This is a genomic window from Mucilaginibacter ginsenosidivorax, from assembly GCF_007971525.1.
In the GTDB taxonomy this organism is placed as follows: domain Bacteria; phylum Bacteroidota; class Bacteroidia; order Sphingobacteriales; family Sphingobacteriaceae; genus Mucilaginibacter; species Mucilaginibacter ginsenosidivorax.
Genome location: NZ_CP042437.1, coordinates 5889445 through 5913418, shown reverse-complemented (window position 1 = coordinate 5913418; position 23974 = coordinate 5889445). Strand labels below are relative to the sequence as shown.

Annotated in this window: 18 protein-coding genes; 9 read left to right on the top strand and 9 right to left on the bottom strand. The window is 44.5% G+C overall.

The genetic code is table 11. The features are described from left to right. Positions 1-69 precede the first annotated feature (69 nt). The 6 genes from FSB76_RS24730 to FSB76_RS24705 all read left to right on the top strand — a co-directional run bounded on the left by FSB76_RS24730 (position 70) and on the right by FSB76_RS24705 (position 8457). The gene (locus FSB76_RS24730; protein WP_147058155.1) at positions 70-924 is read left to right on the top strand and encodes a universal stress protein; all 855 of its coding nucleotides are present in this window, start codon (positions 70-72) and stop codon (positions 922-924) included. 607 nt (positions 925-1531) lie between these two features. Continuing rightward, positions 1532-2713 carry an acetate/propionate family kinase gene (locus tag FSB76_RS24725; protein ID WP_147058153.1) on the top strand — a complete coding sequence of 394 codons (1182 nt, stop codon included), beginning with the start codon at positions 1532-1534 and terminating at the stop codon, positions 2711-2713. Between the two features lie 9 nt (positions 2714-2722). After that, positions 2723-5107 (top strand): phosphoketolase family protein, encoded by a 2385-nt coding sequence (locus FSB76_RS24720; protein ID WP_147058151.1) that lies wholly within the window; start codon positions 2723-2725, stop codon positions 5105-5107. Beyond that, positions 5107-5514, top strand: a complete 408-nt coding sequence (locus tag FSB76_RS24715) for a hypothetical protein (protein WP_147058149.1) — start codon at positions 5107-5109, stop codon at positions 5512-5514. The genes FSB76_RS24720 and FSB76_RS24715 overlap by 1 nt, the downstream gene beginning before the upstream one ends. A 1-nt stretch (position 5515) precedes the next feature. Next, positions 5516-7168: an alpha-glucan family phosphorylase gene (gene glgP, locus FSB76_RS24710; RefSeq protein WP_147058147.1), complete on the top strand. Its 1653-nt coding sequence runs from the start codon at positions 5516-5518 to the stop codon at positions 7166-7168. A gap of 128 nt (positions 7169-7296) precedes the next feature. Beyond that, entirely contained in the window at positions 7297-8457 is a 1161-nt protein-coding gene (locus FSB76_RS24705) for a L,D-transpeptidase scaffold domain-containing protein (RefSeq protein ID WP_147058146.1), read from the top strand. Positions 8458-8497: 40 nt separating this feature from the next. Here FSB76_RS24705 and FSB76_RS24700 read toward each other — a convergent pair whose 3' ends face one another. From FSB76_RS24700 to FSB76_RS24675, 6 genes are all read right to left on the bottom strand, one after another. Further along, positions 8498-9583 (bottom strand): efflux RND transporter periplasmic adaptor subunit, encoded by a 1086-nt coding sequence (locus FSB76_RS24700; protein WP_147058144.1) that lies wholly within the window; start codon positions 9581-9583, stop codon positions 8498-8500. A gap of 160 nt (positions 9584-9743) precedes the next feature. Further along, positions 9744-12743 (bottom strand): efflux RND transporter permease subunit, encoded by a 3000-nt coding sequence (locus FSB76_RS24695; protein WP_225976303.1) that lies wholly within the window; start codon positions 12741-12743, stop codon positions 9744-9746. Beyond that, complete coding sequence (locus FSB76_RS24690; protein WP_147058142.1) at positions 12740-14137, bottom strand: TolC family protein; 1398 nt, start codon at positions 14135-14137, stop codon at positions 12740-12742. Before FSB76_RS24690 ends, FSB76_RS24695 begins: the two co-directional genes overlap by 4 nt. Positions 14138-14227: 90 nt before the next feature. Continuing rightward, positions 14228-15067: a chromate resistance protein ChrB domain-containing protein gene (locus FSB76_RS24685; protein ID WP_147058140.1), complete on the bottom strand. Its 840-nt coding sequence runs from the start codon at positions 15065-15067 to the stop codon at positions 14228-14230. Positions 15068-15231: 164 nt separating this feature from the next. After that, the gene (locus tag FSB76_RS24680) at positions 15232-15924 is read right to left on the bottom strand and encodes a TapB family protein (protein WP_147058138.1); all 693 of its coding nucleotides are present in this window, start codon (positions 15922-15924) and stop codon (positions 15232-15234) included. A gap of 156 nt (positions 15925-16080) precedes the next feature. After that, positions 16081-17031: a helix-turn-helix transcriptional regulator gene (locus FSB76_RS24675; protein ID WP_147058136.1), complete on the bottom strand. Its 951-nt coding sequence runs from the start codon at positions 17029-17031 to the stop codon at positions 16081-16083. A 130-nt stretch (positions 17032-17161) separates the two neighbouring features. Here FSB76_RS24675 and FSB76_RS24670 point away from each other — a divergent pair, with 130 nt between their 5' ends. From FSB76_RS24670 to FSB76_RS24660, 3 genes are read left to right on the top strand one after another with little or no spacing between them, the layout of a single operon-like run. Further along, on the top strand, positions 17162-19228 hold the full coding sequence (locus FSB76_RS24670; protein ID WP_158642975.1) for a TonB-dependent receptor plug domain-containing protein: 2067 nt from the start codon (positions 17162-17164) through the stop codon (positions 19226-19228). A 36-nt stretch (positions 19229-19264) separates the two neighbouring features. Next, complete coding sequence (locus tag FSB76_RS24665; RefSeq protein ID WP_147058132.1) at positions 19265-19873, top strand: HmuY family protein; 609 nt, start codon at positions 19265-19267, stop codon at positions 19871-19873. A gap of 53 nt (positions 19874-19926) precedes the next feature. After that, positions 19927-20850, top strand: coding sequence for a DUF6607 family protein (locus FSB76_RS24660; protein WP_147058130.1), 924 nt, complete (start codon positions 19927-19929; stop codon positions 20848-20850). Positions 20851-21006: 156 nt separating this feature from the next. Here FSB76_RS24660 and FSB76_RS24655 read toward each other — a convergent pair whose 3' ends face one another. The 3 genes from FSB76_RS24655 to FSB76_RS24645 form a co-directional block, all read right to left on the bottom strand. Continuing rightward, positions 21007-21795, bottom strand: a complete 789-nt coding sequence (locus FSB76_RS24655) for an HAD-IIA family hydrolase (protein WP_147058128.1) — start codon at positions 21793-21795, stop codon at positions 21007-21009. 238 nt (positions 21796-22033) lie between these two features. Then, complete coding sequence (locus tag FSB76_RS24650) at positions 22034-22591, bottom strand: 2OG-Fe(II) oxygenase (protein ID WP_225976302.1); 558 nt, start codon at positions 22589-22591, stop codon at positions 22034-22036. A gap of 592 nt (positions 22592-23183) precedes the next feature. After that, positions 23184-23489: a hypothetical protein gene (locus FSB76_RS24645; RefSeq protein WP_147058126.1), complete on the bottom strand. Its 306-nt coding sequence runs from the start codon at positions 23487-23489 to the stop codon at positions 23184-23186. Positions 23490-23974: the final 485 nt, after the last annotated feature.

Below are 23974 nucleotides of genomic sequence, written 5' to 3'. Positions count from 1 at the left end.
TAGTGTGACCATCGTCATGCTTTTGCCTCAATAAATCAGCCAATTTTACTCCCGGTTAAACGGCAAAAAATGAAAACAATATTAATTCCTACCGATTTTTCAGAGAACGCCCGGCGTGCAGCCGAATATGGCTACTATCTGGCCAAACAAATGAGGGCAAACGTATTACTGTGCAACGCGGTTATTATCCCGGCAGAGATACCCCAAACGGGATTTACGGGTTGGCTTGGGGGAGAAAGCGAATTATTGATGGAGGATAGTACAAATGAGTTACAGCGCTTAAAAGCACATCTTGAACTCATTGACCGTACGGACACCTTTAGGCCGCAAGTGGGTTATTTAAACGACGCTGGCCGGGTTGCAGATGTGGTGAACACCAACTGTGCCGCCGCCGACGTTGCTCTGATTGTTATCGGGAAGCACGCCGCCAGCGGTTGGAGTGGCTTTTTATTGGCAAACCACACCAACGCGCTCATCGATGCCGCCAAAAAGCCGCTGCTGGTTGTTCCGCCCCAGGCACCTGTGGAGATGGTTAAAAAGATTGCTTTCGCCACTGATTTTAACAAAATAGGGAAAGACATTAAATCGATATACGAACTGATAGCCTTAGCCAGGCCCATGAATGCCGAGATTCTGCTAACCCATGTTTATACCGAAAAGCACCATTCTCCTGCGCTCCAGTTATTGATAGATCAGCTACTTACCGAACTATCAAACAAAGCCGACTACCCGCACATTTATTACCGCGCATTAGAAGATACCACCGCCGAAAGGGGCCTCACCTGGCTTTGCAAACATGGGCAGGTAGATATCCTGGCTATGAACCATGGTCCGTATAGTTTTATTGATGATATTTTAAATTTAAGCCATACACAAAAGATGGCTGCCCACCTATCGGTTCCCTTAATGGTTTTCCAGGCGTAATTGGTATGGAAGCCAGTTCACTAAACAAAACGCTGCCTGCAATCCAGGCGGCGTTTTGCTATTTACGGTCAGGAAAAACAACTTTTACCACCAGGGCAAACGCGCCTGATTGGGTTAACATAACTTAACACATTTTAGATATATTTTTTATAAATATTTAATAATCAACATTTTATATTTTATCATGGTTAACATTAAATTGGTTGTGTAATGCAGAAGCATCTAGTATTGGTACCTGTTGCCGGTCGGTACAATTTCCTTTGGTACCTGGATCATTCAACCACAATCAGCCAATGAAAACACGGTATCGTTAAATGCTTACATCTTCCCGACTCTATAACCTTATTCCGTTAGCGATTATTAAATAACAGCTTATCGCAGTTAGTATTTAAACGCGTTTGCCATGCTTCTACCTCCTTAACGTTTACCACAAAATTCTATCACAAATAGACCAGGAAAATTCAAAACATTTCAAAAGTCATTGAGTCGTACCTAAGAATGTGATACACATCACTATTTATGGTTAATGACCGTCATTCCTCACGCCGGTAGTAAGGTATAGCTTTGCATAGTAGTCTAATTTAAAACTGCATGATTAAAAATAAGTATGGCGGCCTCCTCAAATACTTTTCTGTTAACCATTAATTGCGGTTCATCAAGCCTTAAATTTAGTTTGTACCATGCAGGCTCACTCCAGCAAGAGTTATCGGGCAGTGTAGATGCCATTGGCACGGCATCAGGTAAACTTGTAATAAGCAAGCAGGAAAAACCGTTGCCAGGCCAGTCCGGCGGATTTAAAAACCTGGATGCAGCAGTAAAAGCCGTAATCCGTTGGATTAAACACAGCCAGTATAACAATAACCTGCTGGCTATAGGGCACCGGTTGGTACAGGGCGGGCCAAACCACAGGGCGCCGCAACTTATAACAGACGATTTGCTAAAAACCCTGCACCAATATGTTTACCTGGCCCCCAACCATTTGCCCGATGAAATTAAAAATATCAAAGCTTTTCAAAAAGCTTTTGCACAATTACCACAGGTAGCCTGCTTTGATACCGCCTTCCATGCTGATATGCCCGACGAGGCTAAATATTACCCCCTACCCAATAAATACCGGGAGCAAGGCCTGCTGCATTATGGCTTTCATGGCCTTTCGTACGAATACATTATCCAAAAACTGGCTGCCGATGGCATTAATGTAAATAAGCAAAATATCATTATTGCTCATTTGGGCAACGGCGCAAGCATGGCCGCGGTAAAAAACGGCATAAGTGTAGAAACTACTATGGGCCTTAGCCCTATTGGCGGCCTGGTAATGGGCACCCGTTCCGGCGATCTTGATCCCGGTGTTGTATTGTTCCTGCTGAAACAGGGGCGGCTTACCGCTATGCAGCTTGATACCCTACTCAGTAAACAATCGGGATTAAAGGCCATTGCCGGCAAAAGTGACATGCAGGAATTACTAAACATGGCAGCCAATGATGCCAAAGCCGGTGCTGCAATTACCACTTTTTGTTACCAGGCGCGCAAGTTCATCGGTTCGCTGGCAGCGGCCATGGGCGGGTTAGACCTACTGGTTTTTACCGGCGGCATAGGCGAGCATTCTGCCGTTGTCAGGGAAATGATCTGCCGCAACCTGGATTTTTTAGGCATCCGCATCAACGAAAAACTGAACAACCAGCACAAAGAAAACATCGGATCGTCAACAAGTAATGTTAAGGTGATGGTACTAAAAACCAACGAAGAAGCAATAATAGCACAACATACACAAACCATTATTTTAAAATAAAAACCCGCCATGGAAACCGAAATATTAAACATAGAACAAGCCGAATTATCGCCCGAACTATTAAGAAAAATTCACGCCTACTGGCGCGCCGCAAATTACATATCGGTAGGGCAATTGTACATGCACCATAACCCCTTGCTGAAAGAACCGCTTAAGCTGGAGCATGTAAAAAACATGCTGCTGGGGCATTGGGGAACTACACCCGGGCAAAACTTTATTTATACACACCTCAACCGGATCATTACTCAATATGATCTGAATATGATTTATGTTTCGGGGCCTGGGCATGGCGGCCCGGCTGTTGTTGCCGGCACCTACCTGGAAGGTACGTACACAGAAGTTTATCCTGATATTACACAGGATGAAGAAGGCCTGCGTAAACTGTTTACCCGGTTTTCTTATCCCGGCGGCATATCCAGCCATGCTTCGCCGCAAACACCGGGCTCTATCCACGAAGGTGGCGAGCTGGGTTATTCCCTTAGCCATTCGTTCGGCGCGGTGTTGGATAACCCGGATTTGATTATTGCCTGTGTTGTAGGCGACGGCGAAGCCGAGACTGGTCCGTTGGCTACGGCCTGGCATTCCAACAAATTCCTTAACCCGCTTACCGATGGTACAGTATTGCCAATACTGCACCTGAATGGTTACAAAATATCTAACCCTACGGTTTTAGCCCGCATTACCCACGAAGAGCTGGAACAACTGTTCCGCGGCTATGGCTGGAATCCCATTTTTGTGGAAGGCGAAGATCCGGAGCAAATGCATAAGGATATGGCGATGGCGCTTGATTACGCGGTTGACCGAATTAAGCAAATAAAATATGATGCGGAGCAACCTAATAGCCTTCGCCCGCGCTGGCCGATGATTGTGTTACGGTCGCCCAAAGGCTGGACTGGACCTAAGGAGGTGGATGGTCATAAAATTGAAGGCAACTTTAGGGCTCACCAAATCCCGCTTGCGGTTTCGGCAAGTACGCCGCCCGAACATTTGCAAATGCTGGAAGACTGGATGAAAAGTTATCGGCCCGAAGAGCTATTTGATGAGGATGGCAAGTTGGTGCCCGAACTGGCCGAACTTGCGCCAAAAGGCGACCGCCGCATGGGTGCCAATCCGCATACCAATGGTGGCAACTTATTGCGCGATTTGCGTCTGCCCGACTTTAGGGATTATGCTACCGTGGTGGAAAGCCCCGGTGTTAACGGCGAAGGTGATACTTACGTAAGCGGCCGCTTTCTGCGCGATGTGATCAAAGCAAACCAGGAAAAACGCAACTTCAGGATATTTGGCCCCGATGAAACGGTATCAAACAAGCTGGACGCTGTATTTGAAGTAACCAACCGCCAATGGGGTGCGCCCGTCATTCCGTATGATGAATTCCTGGCAGCAGATGGCAGCGTAATGGAAATGCTGAGCGAGCACCAATGCGAAGGCTGGCTGGAAGGCTACCTGCTTACCGGAAGGCATGGCCTGTTTAATTGCTATGAAGCCTTTATCCATATCGTCGATTCGATGTTTAACCAGCATGCCAAATGGCTAAAAACAACGCTCGAACTGCCCTGGCGCAGGCGCATCGCATCGCTTAATATCCTGCTAACATCTACCGTTTGGCGGCAGGACCATAACGGATTTACCCACCAGGACCCGGGGTTCCTTGACCATGTAGTAAACAAAAAAGCCAACATTGTGCGGGTTTATTTACCACCCGATGCCAACTGCCTGTTATCGGTAATGGACCATTGCCTGCGCAGCTATCATTATGTAAATGTTATTGTTGCAGGTAAACACCCGGCACCACAATGGCTTAATATGGAACAGGCTGTTGAACATTGTACCCGCGGTATAGGTATCTGGAATTTTGCCAGCAACGACCAGGAGACCGAGCCTGACGTAGTAATGGCCTGCAGCGGCGATGTACCGACATTAGAGACACTTGCAGCAGCTTCGATTTTACGAGAACACATGCCCGAACTAAAAATAAGAGTTGTTAACGTGGTAGATCTGTTTAAACTTCAAAAAAGCACCGAACATGCCCACGGCCTTAGCGATAAAGATTATAACGCGTTATTTACCACCGATAAACCCGTAGTATTTGCTTTCCATGGCTACCCATGGCTTGTACATCGCTTAACTTATAACCGCGCCAACAATGTGAATATGCATGTGCGGGGTTATAAAGAGGAAGGCACCATCACCACCTCTTTTGACATGACGGTACTTAACGAAATGGACCGCTTTCACCTGGTGATGGATGTGATTGACCGCCTGCCGCAAACAGGCAGCAAAGGCGTTTACCTTAAGCAGCAGCTTACAGATAAGCTAACACAACACAAACAATACATTAAAGCCAACGGCAAGGATATGCCCGAAATACTTAACTGGAAATGGAAACAATAATGCAAGAGATAACCGTTAAGCCCGATATGCATACTTATTACCGCAGCTATCGCGTTGATAAAAATGACACCGGTATAAAAATAATACCTGCAAATGATTTTAAACCAAATAATAGGCGATTGATAGCACGAGACCATGCCGCTTATACTTTACAGCCAGGTTACGAGCAATATTATCAAACTACCGATTTGGTAAAAGCCATGGAAAAAGCAAAAGAAGGTGCGCTGGCATGCATCGAGGCGTTGATTGATCAGGGCGAGACAGGCAAGGATGCATTGTTGCAATACCGGATAGACCATTATGAGGATTTGCATGTAAACCTTGTTGATGCCAACATCCAATTGGTTGAACAGGAAATAACAGAGGATAGATATTTTAAATGGACACCGTACAGGATTAAGCCTTAATATGCTGAGTAAACAAGAAATATTTGGCTACGAGCCGGATCAGAAATATAGCAAACCAGTCGCCTATTTTTCGATGGAATTTGCAGTTGACCAGGCCTTAAAGATCTATAGTGGCGGATTGGGCTTTTTGTCCGGTTCGCATTTAAGGAGCGCTTACGAGCTGAAGCAAAACCTGGTAGGCATAGGTATGCTGTGGAAATACGGTTATTATGACCAGATTAGGGACAGCAACGGCTTTATGAAGCCGGAATTTATTGAAAAGCAATATTCCTTTTTACAGGATACAGGTATAGTTTTTACCGTACAGGTGCATGATGCTCCTGTACATGTTAAAGCCTGGTTATTAAAATCGGAGACATTTGGTACCGCCCCCATATTTTTATTGAGCACCGATATCCCGGAAAACGATGAGTTATCAAAGTCGATCACCCATATATTATATGATTCAAACGAGGCAACCCGGATAGCGCAAACCATTGTTTTAGGTATTGGCGGCGCTATGCTGCTGGATATTTTAAACTTTGAACCGGATGTTTACCACATGAACGAAGGGCATTCCGTATCGTTAAACTTTTACCTGTACGCCAAATATAAAAGCCTGGAGGAAGTAAAGAAACTGGTGGTTTTTACCACCCATACACCCGAAATGGCCGGTAACGAAGCGCATAGCTACGGATTGCTAAAAGAGATGTCGTTTTTTTATCATTTGCAGGAGCACGAGGTAAAATCATTACTGGGGATGGATGGCGAAAATTTTAACTACACCCTTGCAGCTCTTAAATTTTCGCGTAAGGCAAATGGCGTATCTAAACTTCACGGCGAGGTAGCGCGACAAATGTGGGGCAATAATGCAGGTGTTTGCGAAATTATATCCATCACCAATGCTCAAAATAAAACCTATTGGCGGGATGCTGCTTTAGATGACGCCATTGCTACTCATGATGACGAAGCCATAATTGCCCGTAAAAAAGCGATGAAGCTTAAGTTGTTTAGCGTAGTGGCAAACCAGTGCGGCAAACTTTTTAATCCCAACGTGCTTACCATTGTGTGGGCGCGGCGCTTTGCGGGATATAAACGTGCCGACCTGGTGATGCAGGACTGGGATAGATTTTTGACCATCGTAAGTAATACCAGATACCCCGTTCAATTTATCTGGGCCGGCAAACCGTACCCGGAGGATGAAAGTTCTATCGCCTTGTTTAACCACATCATGGGGCGTGCCCGCCCATTTGCCAATTGCGCCGTGCTTACCGGTTATGAACTGCATTTATCAGCTTTGTTAAAAAAAGGGTCAGATGTGTGGCTCAACAATCCCCGGATGTACCGCGAGGCATCGGGCACCAGCGGCATGACTGCAGCCATGAATGGTAGTATTAACCTATCCATCCCGGATGGCTGGGTACCTGAGTTTGCGAACGATCAAAAAAACTGTTTCGTAATTCAGCCTGCATCCAACCAACTGCAGGTACAGGAAAAAGACAGCCAGGAAAACAAAAACCTGATGGATATGCTGGAAAAAACGGTATTGCCCATGTATTACGACAATCCGGGCAAGTGGTTAGGGATACTTAAACAGGCTGCCGCGGATGTGGTACCCGCATTTGAAGCAGGTCGGCTTGCCAACGAATATTATGAGAAAATGTATAAGGTGTAATCGGGTATCTGTATATTAGTTATCAAATTGATATTGTATTTGTGCGCTATATCAGTTTTCGCGATGACAGCCATCACTAACAGTGGTGCAGTTTATCCAGACCTTTGTAAGGCTAATACCAATTAAAGATGCAGAGATACAAATGCTCATTTTACTTTTCGGCAGCTATAATGTCTTTATTAGTGCTATTGGGCGTTGTGGCAAACGCAACTGCACATATCACCGCCAAAGATACATCTATAGCAGCCTCTGTAAAAAACCAATTGGCGGTACACCGCAAAGAATTATATTTCCCCAACAGTGTTCAACGCTTTTACCGGCAAACAGGCTTCAGGCTGGCTTGGATAGCGCCCGACACCGTTAAAACTCATGCTACCGATGCTATGTTGCTGCTTGATTGTGTAGTTACGTACGGGCTAAAACATGCCGATTATCATCCCGATCAGTTATTATATGATAAGCTGAAGTTACTCAGATCAAGCTCAAGCCCCGTTAGCAACAGTCAAAAAGCAGTGTTCGACATCCTGTTAACCGATGCCATACTTACTTTTGAAAACAACCTGCATTATGGCCGGCTTAACCCGAATTACCCTGCTGCAAAAATCGACTCGGGAATTAAAAACGGATTTAATGCCGAAAAGGTGCTGATTAACGCCCTTAAAAGCCAGCAATTTGAAAAAGAGATTAGCAAAGTGCAACCTCAAACCAAAGCTTACGCCTCATTAAAGCACCAAATGTATTTGATGAAAGGGCTATATGAACTGGATTGTTACGAATTTAGCGTAGCCGACGTGCAACGCGTAGCCATCAATATGGAGCGCCTGCGCTGGTACAGCACCAGGAAAAAAACATCTGTAGATATCAATATCCCTTCAGGCATATTAACTGTACATACCAAAACAGGCGATCAATACTTTAAAATAAAAATAGACAAGCCGGGCATGGATCTGTTGGCAGCAGGCCTGGATTATTCGGCTATAAATATCACCACCAATAAAGGGCAGATTTTTTTACAGATAAGCAAGCCTGCATATCAAAAGCCGGGAGAGTTAACCATAAACCCGGTTGTTAACCATACCAGGCAGGATACCACCGCTATACCGGTTACCGTTTCGCGCGGGGCCAAACTTGCCGCACAGTTATCAAACATCGGCAAAAAACAGCCCTTGCCGGTATCGCTAACTTACCTCACCTGCGATATCCGCAACGGGCAACTGGTTACCTATAAAGATATTTTTTATGCCGACGCGCGACTGAAAAAAGCCTTGTATAAAGTTAGCAAGCCTTAATCACTGAACGTAAATTGCTACTCAGGAACTACATTTTTAACTATTGCTTCACCTGCACGGTTGTGCCTTCTTTCAGTTCCTCATTAGCCTGCGCCACCAGTTGGTCGCCGGGTTTCAAATCGCCGGCTATCTCTGTTTTTTCCTTGCCTGTGAAACCGGTTTTTACATCTACCCATTGGGTTTTTCCGTTTACTACCCTGATCACAAACTTTCGTTCCTGGGTAGATACCACTGCTTTAAACGGCACCAGGAAGCCCTCTTTGGGACGGCTGACCGGCAATACTATTTGGGCGAACATGCCGGGTTTTAGTAAACCGTTAGTATTCGGGAAGGTAAGCTCCCAGGTTTCGCTGCGGGTTTGAGGATCAATGGCATCTGATTTACGTGCCAGTTTGGCTTTAAACACCTGGCCCGGATTGGCCGATACGGTAAAACATGCTTCGTTATCTTTTAGCGTGGTGGAATTATATGCCTCGGGCACGGCCACATCAACCCTTAACGACGAGTTGTCTTCTACACGAAACAGCAGCGTTTTACCGGTATTATCTACAAAATCTCCTTTAAATATGTTCCTGGCGGTAACCACACCGTTAAAAGGCGACCGGATCACCAGGTAATCTTCTATCGCTTTATTGGCCTGGGTAGCCGAACGGGAAGCCTGGTATACGGCACTATCCGTCCGCATTTGGTTGCGCGCAATCTCCAGTTCGTTATCAGCAACGGCGCCGGGCGTTTGCGCAGCTTTTAATAACCTTAAATAAGTTGATTTGCTGGATTCATATTTAGACCGGGTGCCCATGCTGTTACTTTGGCTTTGTGCCTGTGCAGCTTTCAATTCAGGAGCATCAAGGATGCATAAAACCTGGCCTTTGGTAACTTTTGAGCCTATATCAACTTTGACCTCTTTTACATAGCCCGGTGTGCGGGCATAAATATTGGCGCGATCGAAAGGAATAATTTCCCCGGTGAGGTTCAGTTTGTTGGTAATGGGTTCCGGTTTCAGCGTTAACAGTTTAACCACCGGCTTCTCTGGCAGGCCCTGCGGCGTTGTTTTTTCAACCGGATTACCCCCGCAAGCCGACAGCAAGCAAGCCGGGATTATGAATATATATTTTATAACTTTCATGATTGATTTTCGGTTAAGGATTGATATTTGCTTTGCGGATCATCCGGATCTAAAGAGATAACAGGTACAGGCCGGTTGCCGATGGAAAACTGGTATATTAACGGTAAAATAACCAGGCTGGAGACGATGGAAAAGATAAGGCCGCCTATCACGGCTGTGCCTAAGGGCGATGTTTGCCCCCCCCCTCGCCTAAGCCTAATGCCATTGGCACCATTCCGGCAATCATCGCTAAGCTGGTCATCAGGATGGGTCTTATCCTATCTTTAATTCCCTGCAAATAGGGCTCCTGTAATTTTTCACTTCTATATTTTTCTGCCTGCGTCACAAACAGGATGGCATTGGCAACAGCCACCCCCACGGCCATAATACAGCCCATATAAGATTGTATATTCAGTGTTTTACCACAAATCCATAACAACAGCAGGCTCCCGGCTAAAATCCCCGGAATAACCGAGATAATGACCAGCGATAACCGGAACGACTGAAAATTTACCGCTAACAACAGGAAAATCACCACAATAGCCAGCAAAATACCGTTCTGCAACTCCTGGAAAGTTTGTAAAAAAACTTCGGCCTGGCCCGGCTGCTGTATCTTCATGCCCTCGGGCAGTTTGCCGGTTTCATTAATGATCTTATCGATATCGTTAATGGCCGGACCCAGCGCTTTGCCTTGCAAATTGGCGGTAATGGTAATAAAGCGTTTTTGATTTAAGCGGTCAAATTCGCCTTCGGTATTGCCCATTTTCCAGGTTGCTACATCGCGCATATAAACCTGCTTACCGTTATTGGAGCTCAACAAAATATTATCCACCTGTGCAGGATCATTCATCACCAACTCAGGTATCTGCACCTGTACCTGGTAGGCTGTCCCGGCGGCTTTATCAACCCAATAATTGGGCTGCGTAAAACGGCTGGATGAAGTTGCCGCAGCCAGCGATTTCCCGGCATCCTCAACAGTAAGGCCTAACTGGCCCAGCTTTACCCGGTCAAATTCAATTTTCATGGCCGGGTAACCTTGCGGGGCGCTATAAGCCACATCGCGCAGGTAAGGCAGGGTTTTCAAACGTTCAATAATCTTTTTCCCAAACTGGCGGTCCTGTGCCAGGCTTTTACCTAAAACCTGTACCTGTATAGGGGTACCCGTTCCCTGGCTCATCACCTGACCCACTAAATCGGCAGGTTCAAAAGAAACATGCGCTCCGGGCATTTGCTCACTTACCTCCTGGCGTACTTTTTCCCTGAAATCGTCCAGTTTAATTCCCGAACCTGATATAAATTTAACCTTTAGCAGTGCCTCTTCGGGCCCGCTCGTCCACAGATGGATAACGCTAACCGGGTAACTTGAGCCCACCAGGCCAACATAGGCCGATGAAATGGCAATTTTATTACCGCCCGACAGACTATCAACCAGGTGCAGCAATTGTTTTGTTTTTGCTTCCGTCCGTTCAATACGCGTTCCTTCGGGCAACCTCAGCCTAACCTGGAACTGCCCGGCATCAACCTTGGGAAATAACTCTTTACCTACTGTTAAAAAAAGCAGCGCCACCAGGCTAAATGAAAGTATGAGGTAAACGGGTATCAGGATGTTTCGGCCCGGCGAAAGCCGGTTAATCAGCCTTCCATGTCGTTCTTTAAAACGGGCCATGCGCTTGCCTTCTTTTGCGGTTTCGGCCGGCTGGTCTTTAAACAACCAATTGGCAACAACCGGCACAAAAGATTGCGACAACAGGAAGGAGGCGATCATGGCAAAACCAACAGCCAGCGAAAGCGGCAGGAACATGGCTTTAGGAATGCCCGACATAAAGAAAGCCGGGAAGAATACCGCCAGGATACAAAGGAGGATTAACAATTTAGGCAAAGCAATTTCTTTACAAGCTTCTAAAATGGCCCGTCCCTTCAGTTCGCCCTTTTCCTGGTGATGGTGTATATTTTCTATCGTTACGGTGGCTTCATCTACCAAAATACCTATGGCCAGTGCCAGGCCGCCAAGGGTCATGATATTGATGGATTGCCCAAAAAGTTTGAGGCAGATAACTGCCGACAGCAATGCCAGCGGGATAGTTAAAACCACGATGAGCGAACCGCGCCAGTCGCGCAGGAATAACAATACCATGAGGCCGGTGAGCAAAGCGCCCAGGATGCCTTCCGTTATTAAGCTTTTCAATGAATTGATAACATAGCCCGATTGGTCAAACTCATAGCTTACTTTAATATCAGGGGGTATGGCGGCCTGCATATCCGGCAAAGCAGCCTTCACTTTTTGAACCACATCCCAGGTAGAGGCATCGGCCCTTTTGGTTACCGGAATATAAACCGAACGTTTGCCATTAATTAACGCATAACCTGCTGTAATATCAGCTCCATTGTCCACCTGCGCCAGGTCATGTACATACACAGCCGGGCCACTGCCCGTTTTTACCGGGATATTACCCAGGTCCTGGATATTATCTACCACGGTATTTTGGGGGGCAATGAGCATCTGGTCGCCCACACGCAGGTTGCCTGCTGGCAGGATAGTGTTCCCTTTGGCAATTGCTGTTACCAGTTCTTCGGGGCTGACACCGTAACTACGCAATTTATTCGGATCTGCTTTAATCAATACCGAACGCTGGTTACCGCCAAACGGCGGCGGGGCCGAAACACCTGGCAGGGTGGAGAACATGGGCCGCACCTTAAATAAAGCCAGATCTGATACCTCGCCCAATGACCTGGTGGGGCTGCTGAAAACCAGCTGGCCGACCGCCACACTGCCCCCATCAAAACGGGTTACAAAGGGCGATACGGTACCCGGCGGCATAAATGCCCTTGCGCGGTTCACCATTGATACAACTTCGCCGGTGGCCTGCCCCATATCGGTGCCTTCGTAAAAATTCAATTTTAATAAAGTAACCCCCTGGATGGTTTTGCTTTCGACAGATTTAATGCCGGTTACATACAAAAAGTGGTATTCATAGTAGGAGGTTACAAAACCTTCAATCTGCTCGGCAGATAGCCCGCCATAAGTTTGCGCCACGTAAATGGTGGGGGTACCCAGCTTCGGGAAAATATCTACCGGCATGGTACGTATAGATACCACTGCAAAAAAAACGATGGCAATAACGGCTACAACAATGGTGACCGGCTTTCTTAATGAGGCGTATAAAAACTGGATAATGTTCATTTGCCGTATTGATTTAAAAACAGGTTCAGGTTGCCGCTATAGGCCGCTTCATTTAATAATGCCCGCCATGCACTGTAATAAGCGATGCTAACTGTGGCTGCCGACTGAAATAATAATTGTTGTGCCTGTATCACATCATAATAATTAATAAGGCCCGACTTATATCTTGATTGAATGCCCTTGTAGGTATACTCGGCAGAATGTAATTGCTGCGGGGCAAGTTGTGCCGATTGCAGCGCCCTTTGAAAGTTGGAGGCTGCAATTTCTTTTTGGGTATTTAGGTGCAATTCCGTTTGCAAAAGTTGTTCACGGCTTGATGCGGTAATAAGTTCCTGTTGTTTCCAAAGCGGTCTCTGCCTGAAAACTTCCAGTATCGGAAAAGCAATTTGTGCTCCCACCCCATAATTATACCGCTGAAAACGCCAGCCGTCGCCGGAGTTTACCGAACCATCGGCACCAATGCTCGATCCCCGGCCATAACCGGTGCTCCATAAGGTTAATTTGGGCAGGATGCTTCGCTTTAATGATTTTAACGCCAGTTCATTGGCATTTACGTTGGCCTGTCCCAATTGCACTTCGGGGTGGTTGGTTGTTATTGTATCGGTTAAAGCAATTACCGGTAGTTTTTTAAAAAGTGACGTATCAACCGCCAGGCCGGCGGGTAAATGGCCACCTACAAGTTCTTTAAGCGCTATCAATGTAGAATCCTGTTGCCTTTCAAAAGCAATTAGCTGCATTTGGGCCCGGGTATATTCCGATTGAAAGGACGAAGAATCGGTTCCTGGCCGTAAACCGCTTATCACCAGGGTTTGGGCCTGTTTTAAGTTAAACGCTGCCTTATCAATATTTGACCGGTAAACTTTAATCAGATCGCTAACCAGCAAATAATTTAACCAGGCGCCAATTACATTTACCTGGTGCTGAAACAGGGTTAAGTTCTCGTCCGCCTGCCCGTATTTCAATCTACCCTTAGCCAAATCAACCTCGGCGCCACGCTGGCCAAAAGTAATAGGTTCCCATTGTAGGTTAAGCGAGGCTGCGCTCCCCGGCACACCGCTATAATCATTACCCTTACTTGGCGGCCCGCTGATGGGTGTAATAAATTGCGGATAAACCATACCGGTGATGTTGTTGGCGGTTGCATAATCTACCTGGTACGATGCATTCAGCGACGGAATAATACCATTCTGCTTATACTTTACAGCGTATTGCAGTGCCTGGGTTTGCAGCTTTTTTGCTTTTATCAAAGGATAATTAGCCGTTGCAGTATGCAGCAGGGAATCAAGATAGGGCTTACTTTGCTGCCCCAAGGTTTGCCTGGGAAGTAAAAAACAAAAAAGCACACCTGCAAGCATGCAGATTTTTGGAAACGCGGGTAAATTGGGATATTTCATAGCTGGAAATCCAGTGCTGTAAATGTAGGCGCAATACTATGGCAATTTACCACTTTAAAATAGAACAGATTTTACCGAATAGAATCTGCTTTACTTTTTCACCAGGTTTTTTTTGTATTCAGACGCTCTCATCCCCATTTGCTTTTTAAATATCCGGTTAAAATGGCTTTGGTCCGAAAATCCGGTGAGGTAAGCAATCTCTGTTAATGAGTAATCGGTGGTTTCCATCAGGTTTATTGACTTTTCGATACGCATTTTACGGATATAGTCGCCGAAGGATAAATTTTCGAAGTACCTTGAAAACTCCCGCGACAGGTAGGCCGGGTTAATCTTCAGTTCTTCTGACACCTGTTGCAGGCTCAGGCTCATATTGGTATCAATTTGGTCCTGGATCATCTCCTTGATCTCTTTTGCCCACGCGGGCGCTTTTTTTGAGCCTTGCTGCTTCAGGTATTTATTAAAAACTTCCAGTAAAATGAATTCTACAGGCTCCTGGATATGTTTTTGCTCGTACAGGTATTTAGCCCAGGTGTATAAACCATCGTAAACTTTGATGCCCAGCTCCAGCAATTCGTGGTCGTCCGGGATGTTTCTTGATAATCCTAAAAAAATAGCCGACAAACCCGCTGCCTGCGGGGCAAAATCATGCCTATCCGTATCGGCACCGCGTACAATGGCGGCTATACGGTCGAGTGCGATATCCTTAAGCTGATGTTTCTTTATAAAATAATCAAAGCTGCACTGGTCATCGTAATGCGTGTACTCCACACCCGGAATATCAAAGGGAATAGCGTTCAAGGTCGCGGCCTGCGAAATTACCTGGTCTACCGGTACATAAATAATTTCGGCATCAGGGTCAATAAAGCGTTTAATAAGCCAGGGGCAGGCTATACGGTCAATCTTCGGATGTTGGCGGGTAATCCATTTCATTTCGTTACCAAAGTTAGAAATCTAATCCTTTTTACAGCAACAGATTCCCTGGCGACTATCCGGATATAATCGTAACAAATTTGTTCAAATCATCAAGAACAGAAAAGAAAGTGGTTGATACTTATTCGCTGCATCTGCAAAATAAAGGTACCGCTGATGTTTGATTAGTTGATGGACTCCAGCGTCATAGTACCCATCAGCTTACTATTTTTATTATAGGTTTCTGACTTTACAAAACGCCCCAGTTTTGGAGCAAACCACTCGGTTACTTTTATCCGGAAAGGTATACTGATGCCCGCCATCTTTACCGTGGTCGTAGCATCGTAAGCTATTTTAAAGCAATCAAAAGTACCTGCGCCTGTGGTTACTGTCTCGGTTGCTTCTACTTTGCGGTTAACAATGTCCATTTGCATCTCCCCTTTTGCTGCGCCGCCATTGTTCATGTTGATGGTTACCGATCCATCATCAAGAGTTTGCCCAGTTTTAATATCGGTCGGATAAGTAAGGTACCTGGCTTCGCCGCTCACCTGTATATCGCCGTATTGCTTCATGGAGGCAGCAGGGATAAACGATTTCATGTCAATTTTGATAACATTACCGCTGCAAATCATCTCCGAGTCGCCGGTGCCCATAACTTTGCCATTATGATCGCTGATAACAGCATGCACCGCCACCGTCGATGCATCTTTTTTGGTGCTGGTGTAAACCGCGGTCATTTGTTGCTGTCCCCTGGCATCGTGGTTAATATAGCTAAGTTTTTTGCCGTCGACATTGTTGATGAACTGGTTGCAGGTTTGCGCGCTGGTTGTATGCATGCCAACAGCAGTACATAACAGCAGGATGATTAATTTTTTCATAACATGTATCAAATGATTAAACCAGAAGTAAATATCCTACCTAAAGCACAGATATACAATCGTATAAATACGTCAACACAATGCGGCAGCTACGTAATTTGAGTACTTTAAAACGATGTTCCGGAGTATCCACAGGCAGGTTCTGAAAATGTAGCTTTAATCAATCAACGAAAGCAGAAAAACAAACAAACTTAAAAGCTTATTAATTTTGCTGGGCAGGTAACCAAACTTTTTTTTGAATGCCGCTGTAAAATGGTGAGCGTTTTTATACCCTACTTCAAAGGCTACTTCCCTTACCGGTTTCCCGTCTTTTAAAAGCAGTTTTGCTTTGTCCATCCGCAGGTCGTACAAATAACCAAAAACCGTTGTCCCCAAAACTTCTCTGAATCCTTTTTTTAGTTTAAAATCGTTAAGGCCTACTTTATGCGCAAGTTCAATCAGCGAACAGGGATTTAACAGATTTTCCTCCACTATGCTTTTAGCCTGATAGATCCGATCCAGGTCATGGATTTTTAAAAATGATTTGGCCGGTTGGCCGGCTAAAGCCGCTACCTGTTCCAATTTAAGGAAAAGTAACTCCAGCGCCTTCGCTTCAAAATAAATATGATGATTCCCCTTTTTATCAATATTACGCATTATACCCCTAATAACCTGACTCATTTGCAGCGTGGTTGGTCTGCTTGTTTGAAGTAAATTCAACTGTCCGGGGTTCATAGGTAACGGCATACTCTTTTTTAAACTATCGCCCACGAAACAAACCACGAAGAGTAACAAGTTACCCTGCAGGGCTGCCTTAAATTTTAGATGCCCAGGCGAAAAAAAGCAACAATGTTCTGCTTCACAAAATGGCAGACGCCCTAAACCTGGTTGAGATTGTCCCGATAAAGTAAACACCATCATCAGGCATTGGGTGTCAACCTCCACCGTAACCGGGTATGTTTTATTACCCTCAAAATCAACCACAAAGAAGCGGATATTGGCCAACTCTATGGTTACAATCCTGATACTGCCCCAGCTCCCGGTTTGGTTAAATACAGCTTTTTCCCTTGTATGAGTATTGAATTGGTAAACATAATCATCCGATAAGGCAGAAGTGATCCTGATCATTTTAATCCGTATAGCGTTTGTTAAAATCCCGCTGGCGTTATCATACACCTAAGAAATCTTTCAAATTTGCATCATTATTTTTAATTAGTCTAAATAAATGCAGATAAAATATATCCTTAGCGTTTTAGTTATGTCATTTACAATCAAGATAGCTTATGCGCAAGGGCCGGATACATTAACAAAGGATACAACGAACACCAGGCAGCTGAAAGAAGTTGTAATCACGGGTACCCGCACCCAAAAAAGCCTGCAACAGGTGCCAATACCAATTACCCGCGTTACCGCCGATGAGATAAAAAAGAAAGGACTGGTAAGGCTCAACGAAATTTTGGCCGAGCAAACCGGGATGACCATTTTAGATGACCCGCACGGCCAGGGCATACAAATCCAGGGCTTTGATCCTGCCTATACCATGATTTTAATAGACGGGCTACCTTTAATTGGCCGCAATACGGGTATCCTGGAGCTTTCCAGGATACCCATTAATAATATCGACCGGATTGAAATTGTAAAAGGCCCTACATCTTCCCTGTACGGCAGCGAAGCGATGGCCGGGGTTGTAAATATCATTACTGCCGATCCGGCGAAGGGAATATCGGGCGGGGCAGCAGTTAGGTACGGTACCAATAATACCGCAGACCTTAGCTTAAATTCGGCCTACAAAAATAACCGGTTCTATATTTCGGGCTTTGCCAACCGTTACAGCAGCGGCGGTTATACATTGCAGCCTTCATCGGGCCTGCCTACGGTTTCCCCCTTCGCGGGCTATACGCTTAATGGCAAATCATATTACAAAATAGATGATAGAACAACCATCAAACTTTCGGTAAGGTATTATACCAATGATCAGGATAGCAGGTACCTGGTTGATAACCGCTATGCTGCGGGTACGGGTACCGAAAAAGATTTTAATATAGCTCCCGTGATTACTCATCGATTTACCGATAAGCTACTATCTACCTTACAACTTTACCGCTCAACCTATAAAACCAAATCGGATGTAAGGTATGAGGATGACCAGTCTGTATATGACCAGACCTATTTTAACCAGGCCTTTAACCGTGCCGAACTGCAAAATGATTACGCTTTAAAGGATAACCTGAAACTAACCGCCGGGGCGGGTGGCCAGTATGAAACGGTTGAAGCTACACGGTACACCAAACTACAATCGTTCACATCGGGCTATGGATACTTCCAGGTCGACTGGCTGCCGGTAAAAAAGCTGGATATTATTGCCGGTGGCAGGTATGATTTGCACAGCGTTTACAAATCGCAATTAAGCCCCAAACTGGCAGCAAGCTATACGCTTAGTCCAAAATTTACGGTATTAGGCTCAGTTGGTAAAGGGTATAAGGCGCCCGACTTTCGCCAGCTTTATTTAAACTTTACCAATGCCGAAGTTGGTTACAGCGTTTTTGGTTACGAAGAAGCGAGCGCAGGTATACAGCGCTTACAACAGGCCGGTCAAATTGAAACCATATTGATAGATGCCGCTACGCTGAAAAGTTTAAATGCCGAAAGCTCCACCGCCTTTAATTTGGGTTACCGGTACAAACCCACAGGAAAACTTTATTGGACAGCCAACCTGTTCCGTAACAATATTACCAACCTGATAGAGACAGCAGCCATAGCCATAAAAACCAACGGCCAATCTGTTTTCTCCTACTTCAACCTCAATAAGGTTTATACGCAGGGTATTGAAACCGACCTGAGCTACCAGGTATTGAAGTCGTTACAGGTGGCGGCTGGTTTTCAATACCTGGAAGCATATGACCAGGAGGTTTTGGATCAGATAGCTGCGGGTAAGGTTTTTACCAAAGACCCCGAAACCAATCTTACTAAAATTATTAAAAGAAGTGATTACGGCGGTCTGCTCGGCCGGTCAAAATACACGTACAATATCCGTGTAAACTACCAGGAAAATAAAACAGGTATCAATGCTTCCTTAAGAGCAATCTATCGCGGCAGATACGGCTATAAGGATACCGATGGAAACGGCATTGTAAACCGAGATGACGAATACACCAAAGGATACGTGCTGGTTAACGCATCGCTATCCAAACCTTTACTAAAAGATGCCATCAGGGTACAGCTTACGGCCCAAAACCTGCTGAATTATAAAGATGCCCAGGTTATTCTTAACCTGCCAGGCAGGCTTATCTACGCCGGGATAGCCTATAATTTTATTAAAAAATAACACACAAATTAAATAACCATTCAAATAATAAAACACATGAACAAATTCACAACTTTATCATTGGCATTAAGCAGTGCAATCATTTTACTGGCATCATCATGCAGTAAAAACAGCGACAACGCCACTCCTGCAGTAAGTAAGCTCAGCACAAAAACAGTTACCGATCTTGACGGCTCAACAACTAACGTTTATTACAGCCTTTCAACCGGCACACAAATTACCGGCGCCGATACGGCCACTACCAAATGGGACATTAAATTTAAGGGGACAAGCATATTTATAAACGGCGGTACATCAGGCACCGGAACCACCCAGGCCCAGATAGTAAGCAGCACTTTTGAAACTTTGGCTGCCGCGCCAACGGCCGGTTATAAAACAGATGCAGCGGGTACCCCAGCCATATCGGGATGGTATACCTACACGGCCACCACCGAGCCACAGCATGCCATCCTTACCGTGCCAGGGAAGATCATCGTAATTAAAACTTCGGCGGGTAATTATGCCAAGGTTGAAATGATAAGCTATTACAAGGGCAACCCAAACACAACAACTGCCGAATTTGCCAACCTTGCCACCAGGCCCGCATCGCGCTATTATACCTTCCGTTTTGCTTACCAGGGCGATGGTACAACCAGTTTACAATAGCCACAGGCCACCCTAATTACAAAAAGAGACAAATAAAACAACTTCAAATCATCATGAAAAAACAAATATGTTTAACACTGGGCCTGCTGATACAGGCTACAGCCGCCCTTTACGCGCAATCAAAAACAGAACAGGACCGCGCGGCCATTCGGTCGCTCGGCGGCTATTATAAAGTAACTTTTGACTACGCGGAAACCTTCGCGCCTGATACTGCTTACAAAAATCATCCTAAATACCATGCCTCTGGTTATGAATGGGCAGTGGTTGAGGAAGAATCGCCCAAAAAGATCGTGATCCAGCATATCCTGGTTACCGGTGATACTTCTGTGATTAAGCATTGGCGCGAAGATTGGGTTTATGAAGAAAATAACCTGGTAACGTTTGATAAGGACAACACATGGAAAAAAGTAAACCTAAAACCAGCCGAAGTAAAAGGCCGCTGGGTGCAAAAAGTATTCCAGGTTGATGACAGCCCACGGTATGAAAGCTTGGGAACCTGGGTACATGTTGATGGCAGGCATGAGTGGCACAGCGAATGTGATGCCCCCCTGCCCCGCCGGGAATTTACCAAGCGCAGCGATTATAACGTACTCAGAAGAGGAAACAGGATTTACCTGACCGCCAACGGGTGGATGTTTGAGCAGGATAACCAGAAAATTATCCGTTCTGCCACCGAAGATAAATTACTGGTACGCGAAAAGGGCTACGAAGAATTTATCAAAGCAGATGAAAGTAAATTTAATTACGCTAAAAGCTGGTGGAAAACCCGGAAATCTTACTGGACATCTGTAAGGCAGGTTTGGGACGATGTTTATGCGCAACATGCACAGGTAAAACTAAAAGGAAAAACAGATGGAAAGCTGCTATACGAAAGGCTTTTTGACCTGGCCGACCAGTCTGCAAAAGAAAAATGGGATACCGCCAAAAATAAATTGGAAATCAATAAGGTTATCGAAAATTACCTGGAAATCATTTAACAAACAAAGTCCTGCGCTTACCGCCAGATTTATCCGGAAATGCGGTAAGGCAGGCACCAATTTTTCAAATTCGGCAGCATAAATATTAGTTATTGCTACCCAAAAAGCAGGCATCGGGAGCGTCATGATTAAGCCCCCGACGGCGTGCACCAATATTTAACCGGGAACTTTATCCCACCATTTTAACGGAAATTTGATTTCGTCTACCGAGCTTGCAACCATATCCGGCTTAAATGCATAATGCGCAAGCCTGTCTTTAGTTGAGATCCCCGACAAAACCAGGATGGTTTTATAACCCATTTGCACGCCTCCCTGTATATCGGTTTCCATTGTATCGCCTATCACCGTGGTTTCCGCTGTTTCCAGCCCCAGGAATTTACGGGCCGACCGCATCATTACCGGGCTTGGTTTGCCGGTAACAAAAGCCTTTCGGCCTGTGGCTTCTTCAATCATCGCGGTAGTTGCTGCAATGCCTAAATTGTTCCATCCTGGTTTTTTAGGGGAGGGATCGCGGTTGGTGGTGATAAATTTGGCGCCCGCCAAAATCATGTCTACCGCGCGCTGAACCATTTCTAATGTAAAATTGCGGCCTTCGCCCAAAACAACAAACTCCGGATCGGTATTTACCAGCGTAATGCCATTTTCATGCAAACTGCTTAATAAACCACCTTCGCCTAAAACATAGGCCGTGCTGTTAGGGCTTTGATCACCCAAAAACTTGCCGGTAGCCATAGCACTGGTATAAACATGCCTATCTTCCACCTCAATTCCCAAACCCTTTAATTTACGTACAACTTCCAGGCTTGTCCGCTGGCTATTGTTGGTCATAAAAGCAAAAGGGATATCACTATCAATTAAATATTTGATAAATTTATCCGCACCGTATATCAGTTCCTCACCGCTATAGATAACACCATCCATATCGATTAAAAGTCCTTGTTTCATATTATATTTTTTTAATTATAAGTAGTAAGAAGACTGGCTTCCATATATTCAAATATACGATATTAATAACAATGTGATTATTTTATTAAAAATAACATAACAATTTTATTTATTTATTAACAATTTATTAATATAATAAACTTTAGAAAAGCATTCCAACATATCGTGCGCCTTCAATTTCTAAAGAATTTGTGATATAGATTAATTGCCTTTGTGGCCTGCTTTGCTGACTTAACGGTCAAGCTTTATTCTCCAGGCGATACATGATGTCGGTACGCAAAACGTATTTTGTACCTTCTGTTACCGGCCTGCCTTCGTGTTCTAAATTGTGTAAGAAAACGAGAGCCAATCCCTTTTTGGGTTGAATAGTTATATCACCAAAATTCGTCTCACCTCCTTCATAATTTTCATTTAAATAAATCATAAAGGTATAGTAGCTTGCTTCGCCATTATTTCTGATATAACTTTGATCTCTGTGGCGCTTAAATTCCTGACCGGGCTGATACTTATAAAATCTAAAAAGTTCATTTAAGCCAACAGCTTTACTATACCCAATTTGGTTAGGTGCAAATGGCTTTAGTTGTTGCCAAAGTATGCCGGCAAGCTCATCGTCTTTATAAATAACCCTATTGTTATTACGAACCGCTGTAACAACTTTTTGTCCGCTCCCCGTTTCAATGGTTGCAGGCTCGTAACCTATCGCCTCAGTTTTAAAAATAAAGTCGTCACACGCTTCCGGCGTCCAAAAATCTTCAATTATGAAAACATCACTTGTCAAAACACGGAGTTGCATCATGTGTAGGTTTACTTTCAGCTTATCGTTTAAGGTTTATGGCAGCCTTTTCGATGTTCAAATATAGTATAAAAGTTTATCGAAACTTTACCTTTTATCCCCAAGCCCACTGTGCAAATGGCGGGTAAAAAGGCATTAAATAAGAAAAGCCTTCTTTCGAAGGCTTTTCAGTGAACCCGGCTGGATTTTGTTCGAACCAGTTTTTCGATATTCTGAGGACAATTGCAAGTTTAAAAAACCCTGATACAATATAGCTGTTTATTAATTTTCGCTTTTAACGAATTAATTTTATTTCCTATTCTACATAGGGATGGCGTTTTTTTCCAGGCAGGAAAAAGCTATTGTAATTCTGGGTAGTTTGTATATACACGAAAACCACACGAGTTTTTTACCCACTTATGGAAAGTTCCAAAGCATGTTTGAACCAAATACTTTACTATCTATATTTCTGATCTTTTGTTTTTGTTCTGTCCAGAAGTGGCTTTTTGTAATGTCGGCCCCAGAATTTTCTAATAGAAGGCCCCTGTAAACTTTCTCTGTCGCCAAAATGGCCGGATAAGTAATTTTTCTTTCTTTCCGTTCAAACGAGATCATTTTACTGCCTGTCGTAAAATGCCCCATCTTGGTCTGAGTATATCGCAAAACTTTTTGCAAATTCCATCTCGGTCAATTCAACAGTTTTCGTTGCGTTTAAATAAAATGGCGCAGTGGGATCATAGGCGCTTTTTGGAGCTAATCCAGGCCTATTAAGCAATCCATCAAAGCGAGATTTTATCGCCCGGGGGGTGACAGGGTTTAACTTGATAAACGGATGCATAATTCCTGCATTATAACACGCACCCGGGCAGGGAGGATGATAAGGTTGATCCGGAACATGCTTGAAATAAATTTTACTCACCATACGGCAATTTTATAATGAATAAATCTACAAATTTGCATTATGGACGCTAACTTATCTACGTTGCCCGAAGTCACCTATGATGCAAGGAATAGGCGATTTTCTCTTCAACTCAAATCTGATATATGTGATCTTTTGTTAATTGATTATCTCGATGATAGCGGACTCATAATCTGTCATCCCCAAAAAAATGAACTGGATAAATTCAGACTGCTGCTGTCGAATATTATCGTGCAGAGCAAAAAGACAAGATCAAACGATAAAATAATAAAAGGGATTATCCTGTTAATCCTTGTTTGCTTGGTTGTGTTGTTTAAGGATCTTATAATATCGAATTTTGCATTTCTTAAGTTGCCTATATATGTCATTACGCCACTTTCAGGTGTATTTGCCTTTTATATTATTTACATTAATTATATGCATCCCGACTCAAAGTCTATTGAAGAACGGTTGCAACTACTGGAGATACATCAGCGGATCAAGGATGA

Coding starts and splice junctions, on each gene's coding strand:
- FSB76_RS24725 (WP_147058153.1), top strand. CDS start 1,532: ATGGCGGCCTCCTCAAATACTTTTCTGTTAACCATTAATTGCGGTTCA.
- FSB76_RS24650 (WP_225976302.1), bottom strand. CDS start 22,591: ATGATGCAACTCCGTGTTTTGACAAGTGATGTTTTCATAATTGAAGAT.
- FSB76_RS24670 (WP_158642975.1), top strand. CDS start 17,162: ATGTCATTTACAATCAAGATAGCTTATGCGCAAGGGCCGGATACATTA.
- FSB76_RS24705 (WP_147058146.1), top strand. CDS start 7,297: ATGCAGAGATACAAATGCTCATTTTACTTTTCGGCAGCTATAATGTCT.
- FSB76_RS24700 (WP_147058144.1), bottom strand. CDS start 9,583: ATGAAAGTTATAAAATATATATTCATAATCCCGGCTTGCTTGCTGTCG.
- FSB76_RS24730 (WP_147058155.1), top strand. CDS start 70: ATGAAAACAATATTAATTCCTACCGATTTTTCAGAGAACGCCCGGCGT.
- FSB76_RS24675 (WP_147058136.1), bottom strand. CDS start 17,031: ATGATCAGGATCACTTCTGCCTTATCGGATGATTATGTTTACCAATTC.
- FSB76_RS24655 (WP_147058128.1), bottom strand. CDS start 21,795: ATGAAACAAGGACTTTTAATCGATATGGATGGTGTTATCTATAGCGGT.
- FSB76_RS24685 (WP_147058140.1), bottom strand. CDS start 15,067: ATGAAATGGATTACCCGCCAACATCCGAAGATTGACCGTATAGCCTGC.
- glgP (WP_147058147.1), top strand. CDS start 5,516: ATGCTGAGTAAACAAGAAATATTTGGCTACGAGCCGGATCAGAAATAT.
- FSB76_RS24680 (WP_147058138.1), bottom strand. CDS start 15,924: ATGAAAAAATTAATCATCCTGCTGTTATGTACTGCTGTTGGCATGCAT.
- FSB76_RS24690 (WP_147058142.1), bottom strand. CDS start 14,137: ATGAAATATCCCAATTTACCCGCGTTTCCAAAAATCTGCATGCTTGCA.
- FSB76_RS24720 (WP_147058151.1), top strand. CDS start 2,723: ATGGAAACCGAAATATTAAACATAGAACAAGCCGAATTATCGCCCGAA.
- FSB76_RS24665 (WP_147058132.1), top strand. CDS start 19,265: ATGAACAAATTCACAACTTTATCATTGGCATTAAGCAGTGCAATCATT.
- FSB76_RS24660 (WP_147058130.1), top strand. CDS start 19,927: ATGAAAAAACAAATATGTTTAACACTGGGCCTGCTGATACAGGCTACA.
- FSB76_RS24645 (WP_147058126.1), bottom strand. CDS start 23,489: ATGGTGAGTAAAATTTATTTCAAGCATGTTCCGGATCAACCTTATCAT.
- FSB76_RS24695 (WP_225976303.1), bottom strand. CDS start 12,743: ATGAACATTATCCAGTTTTTATACGCCTCATTAAGAAAGCCGGTCACC.
- FSB76_RS24715 (WP_147058149.1), top strand. CDS start 5,107: ATGCAAGAGATAACCGTTAAGCCCGATATGCATACTTATTACCGCAGC.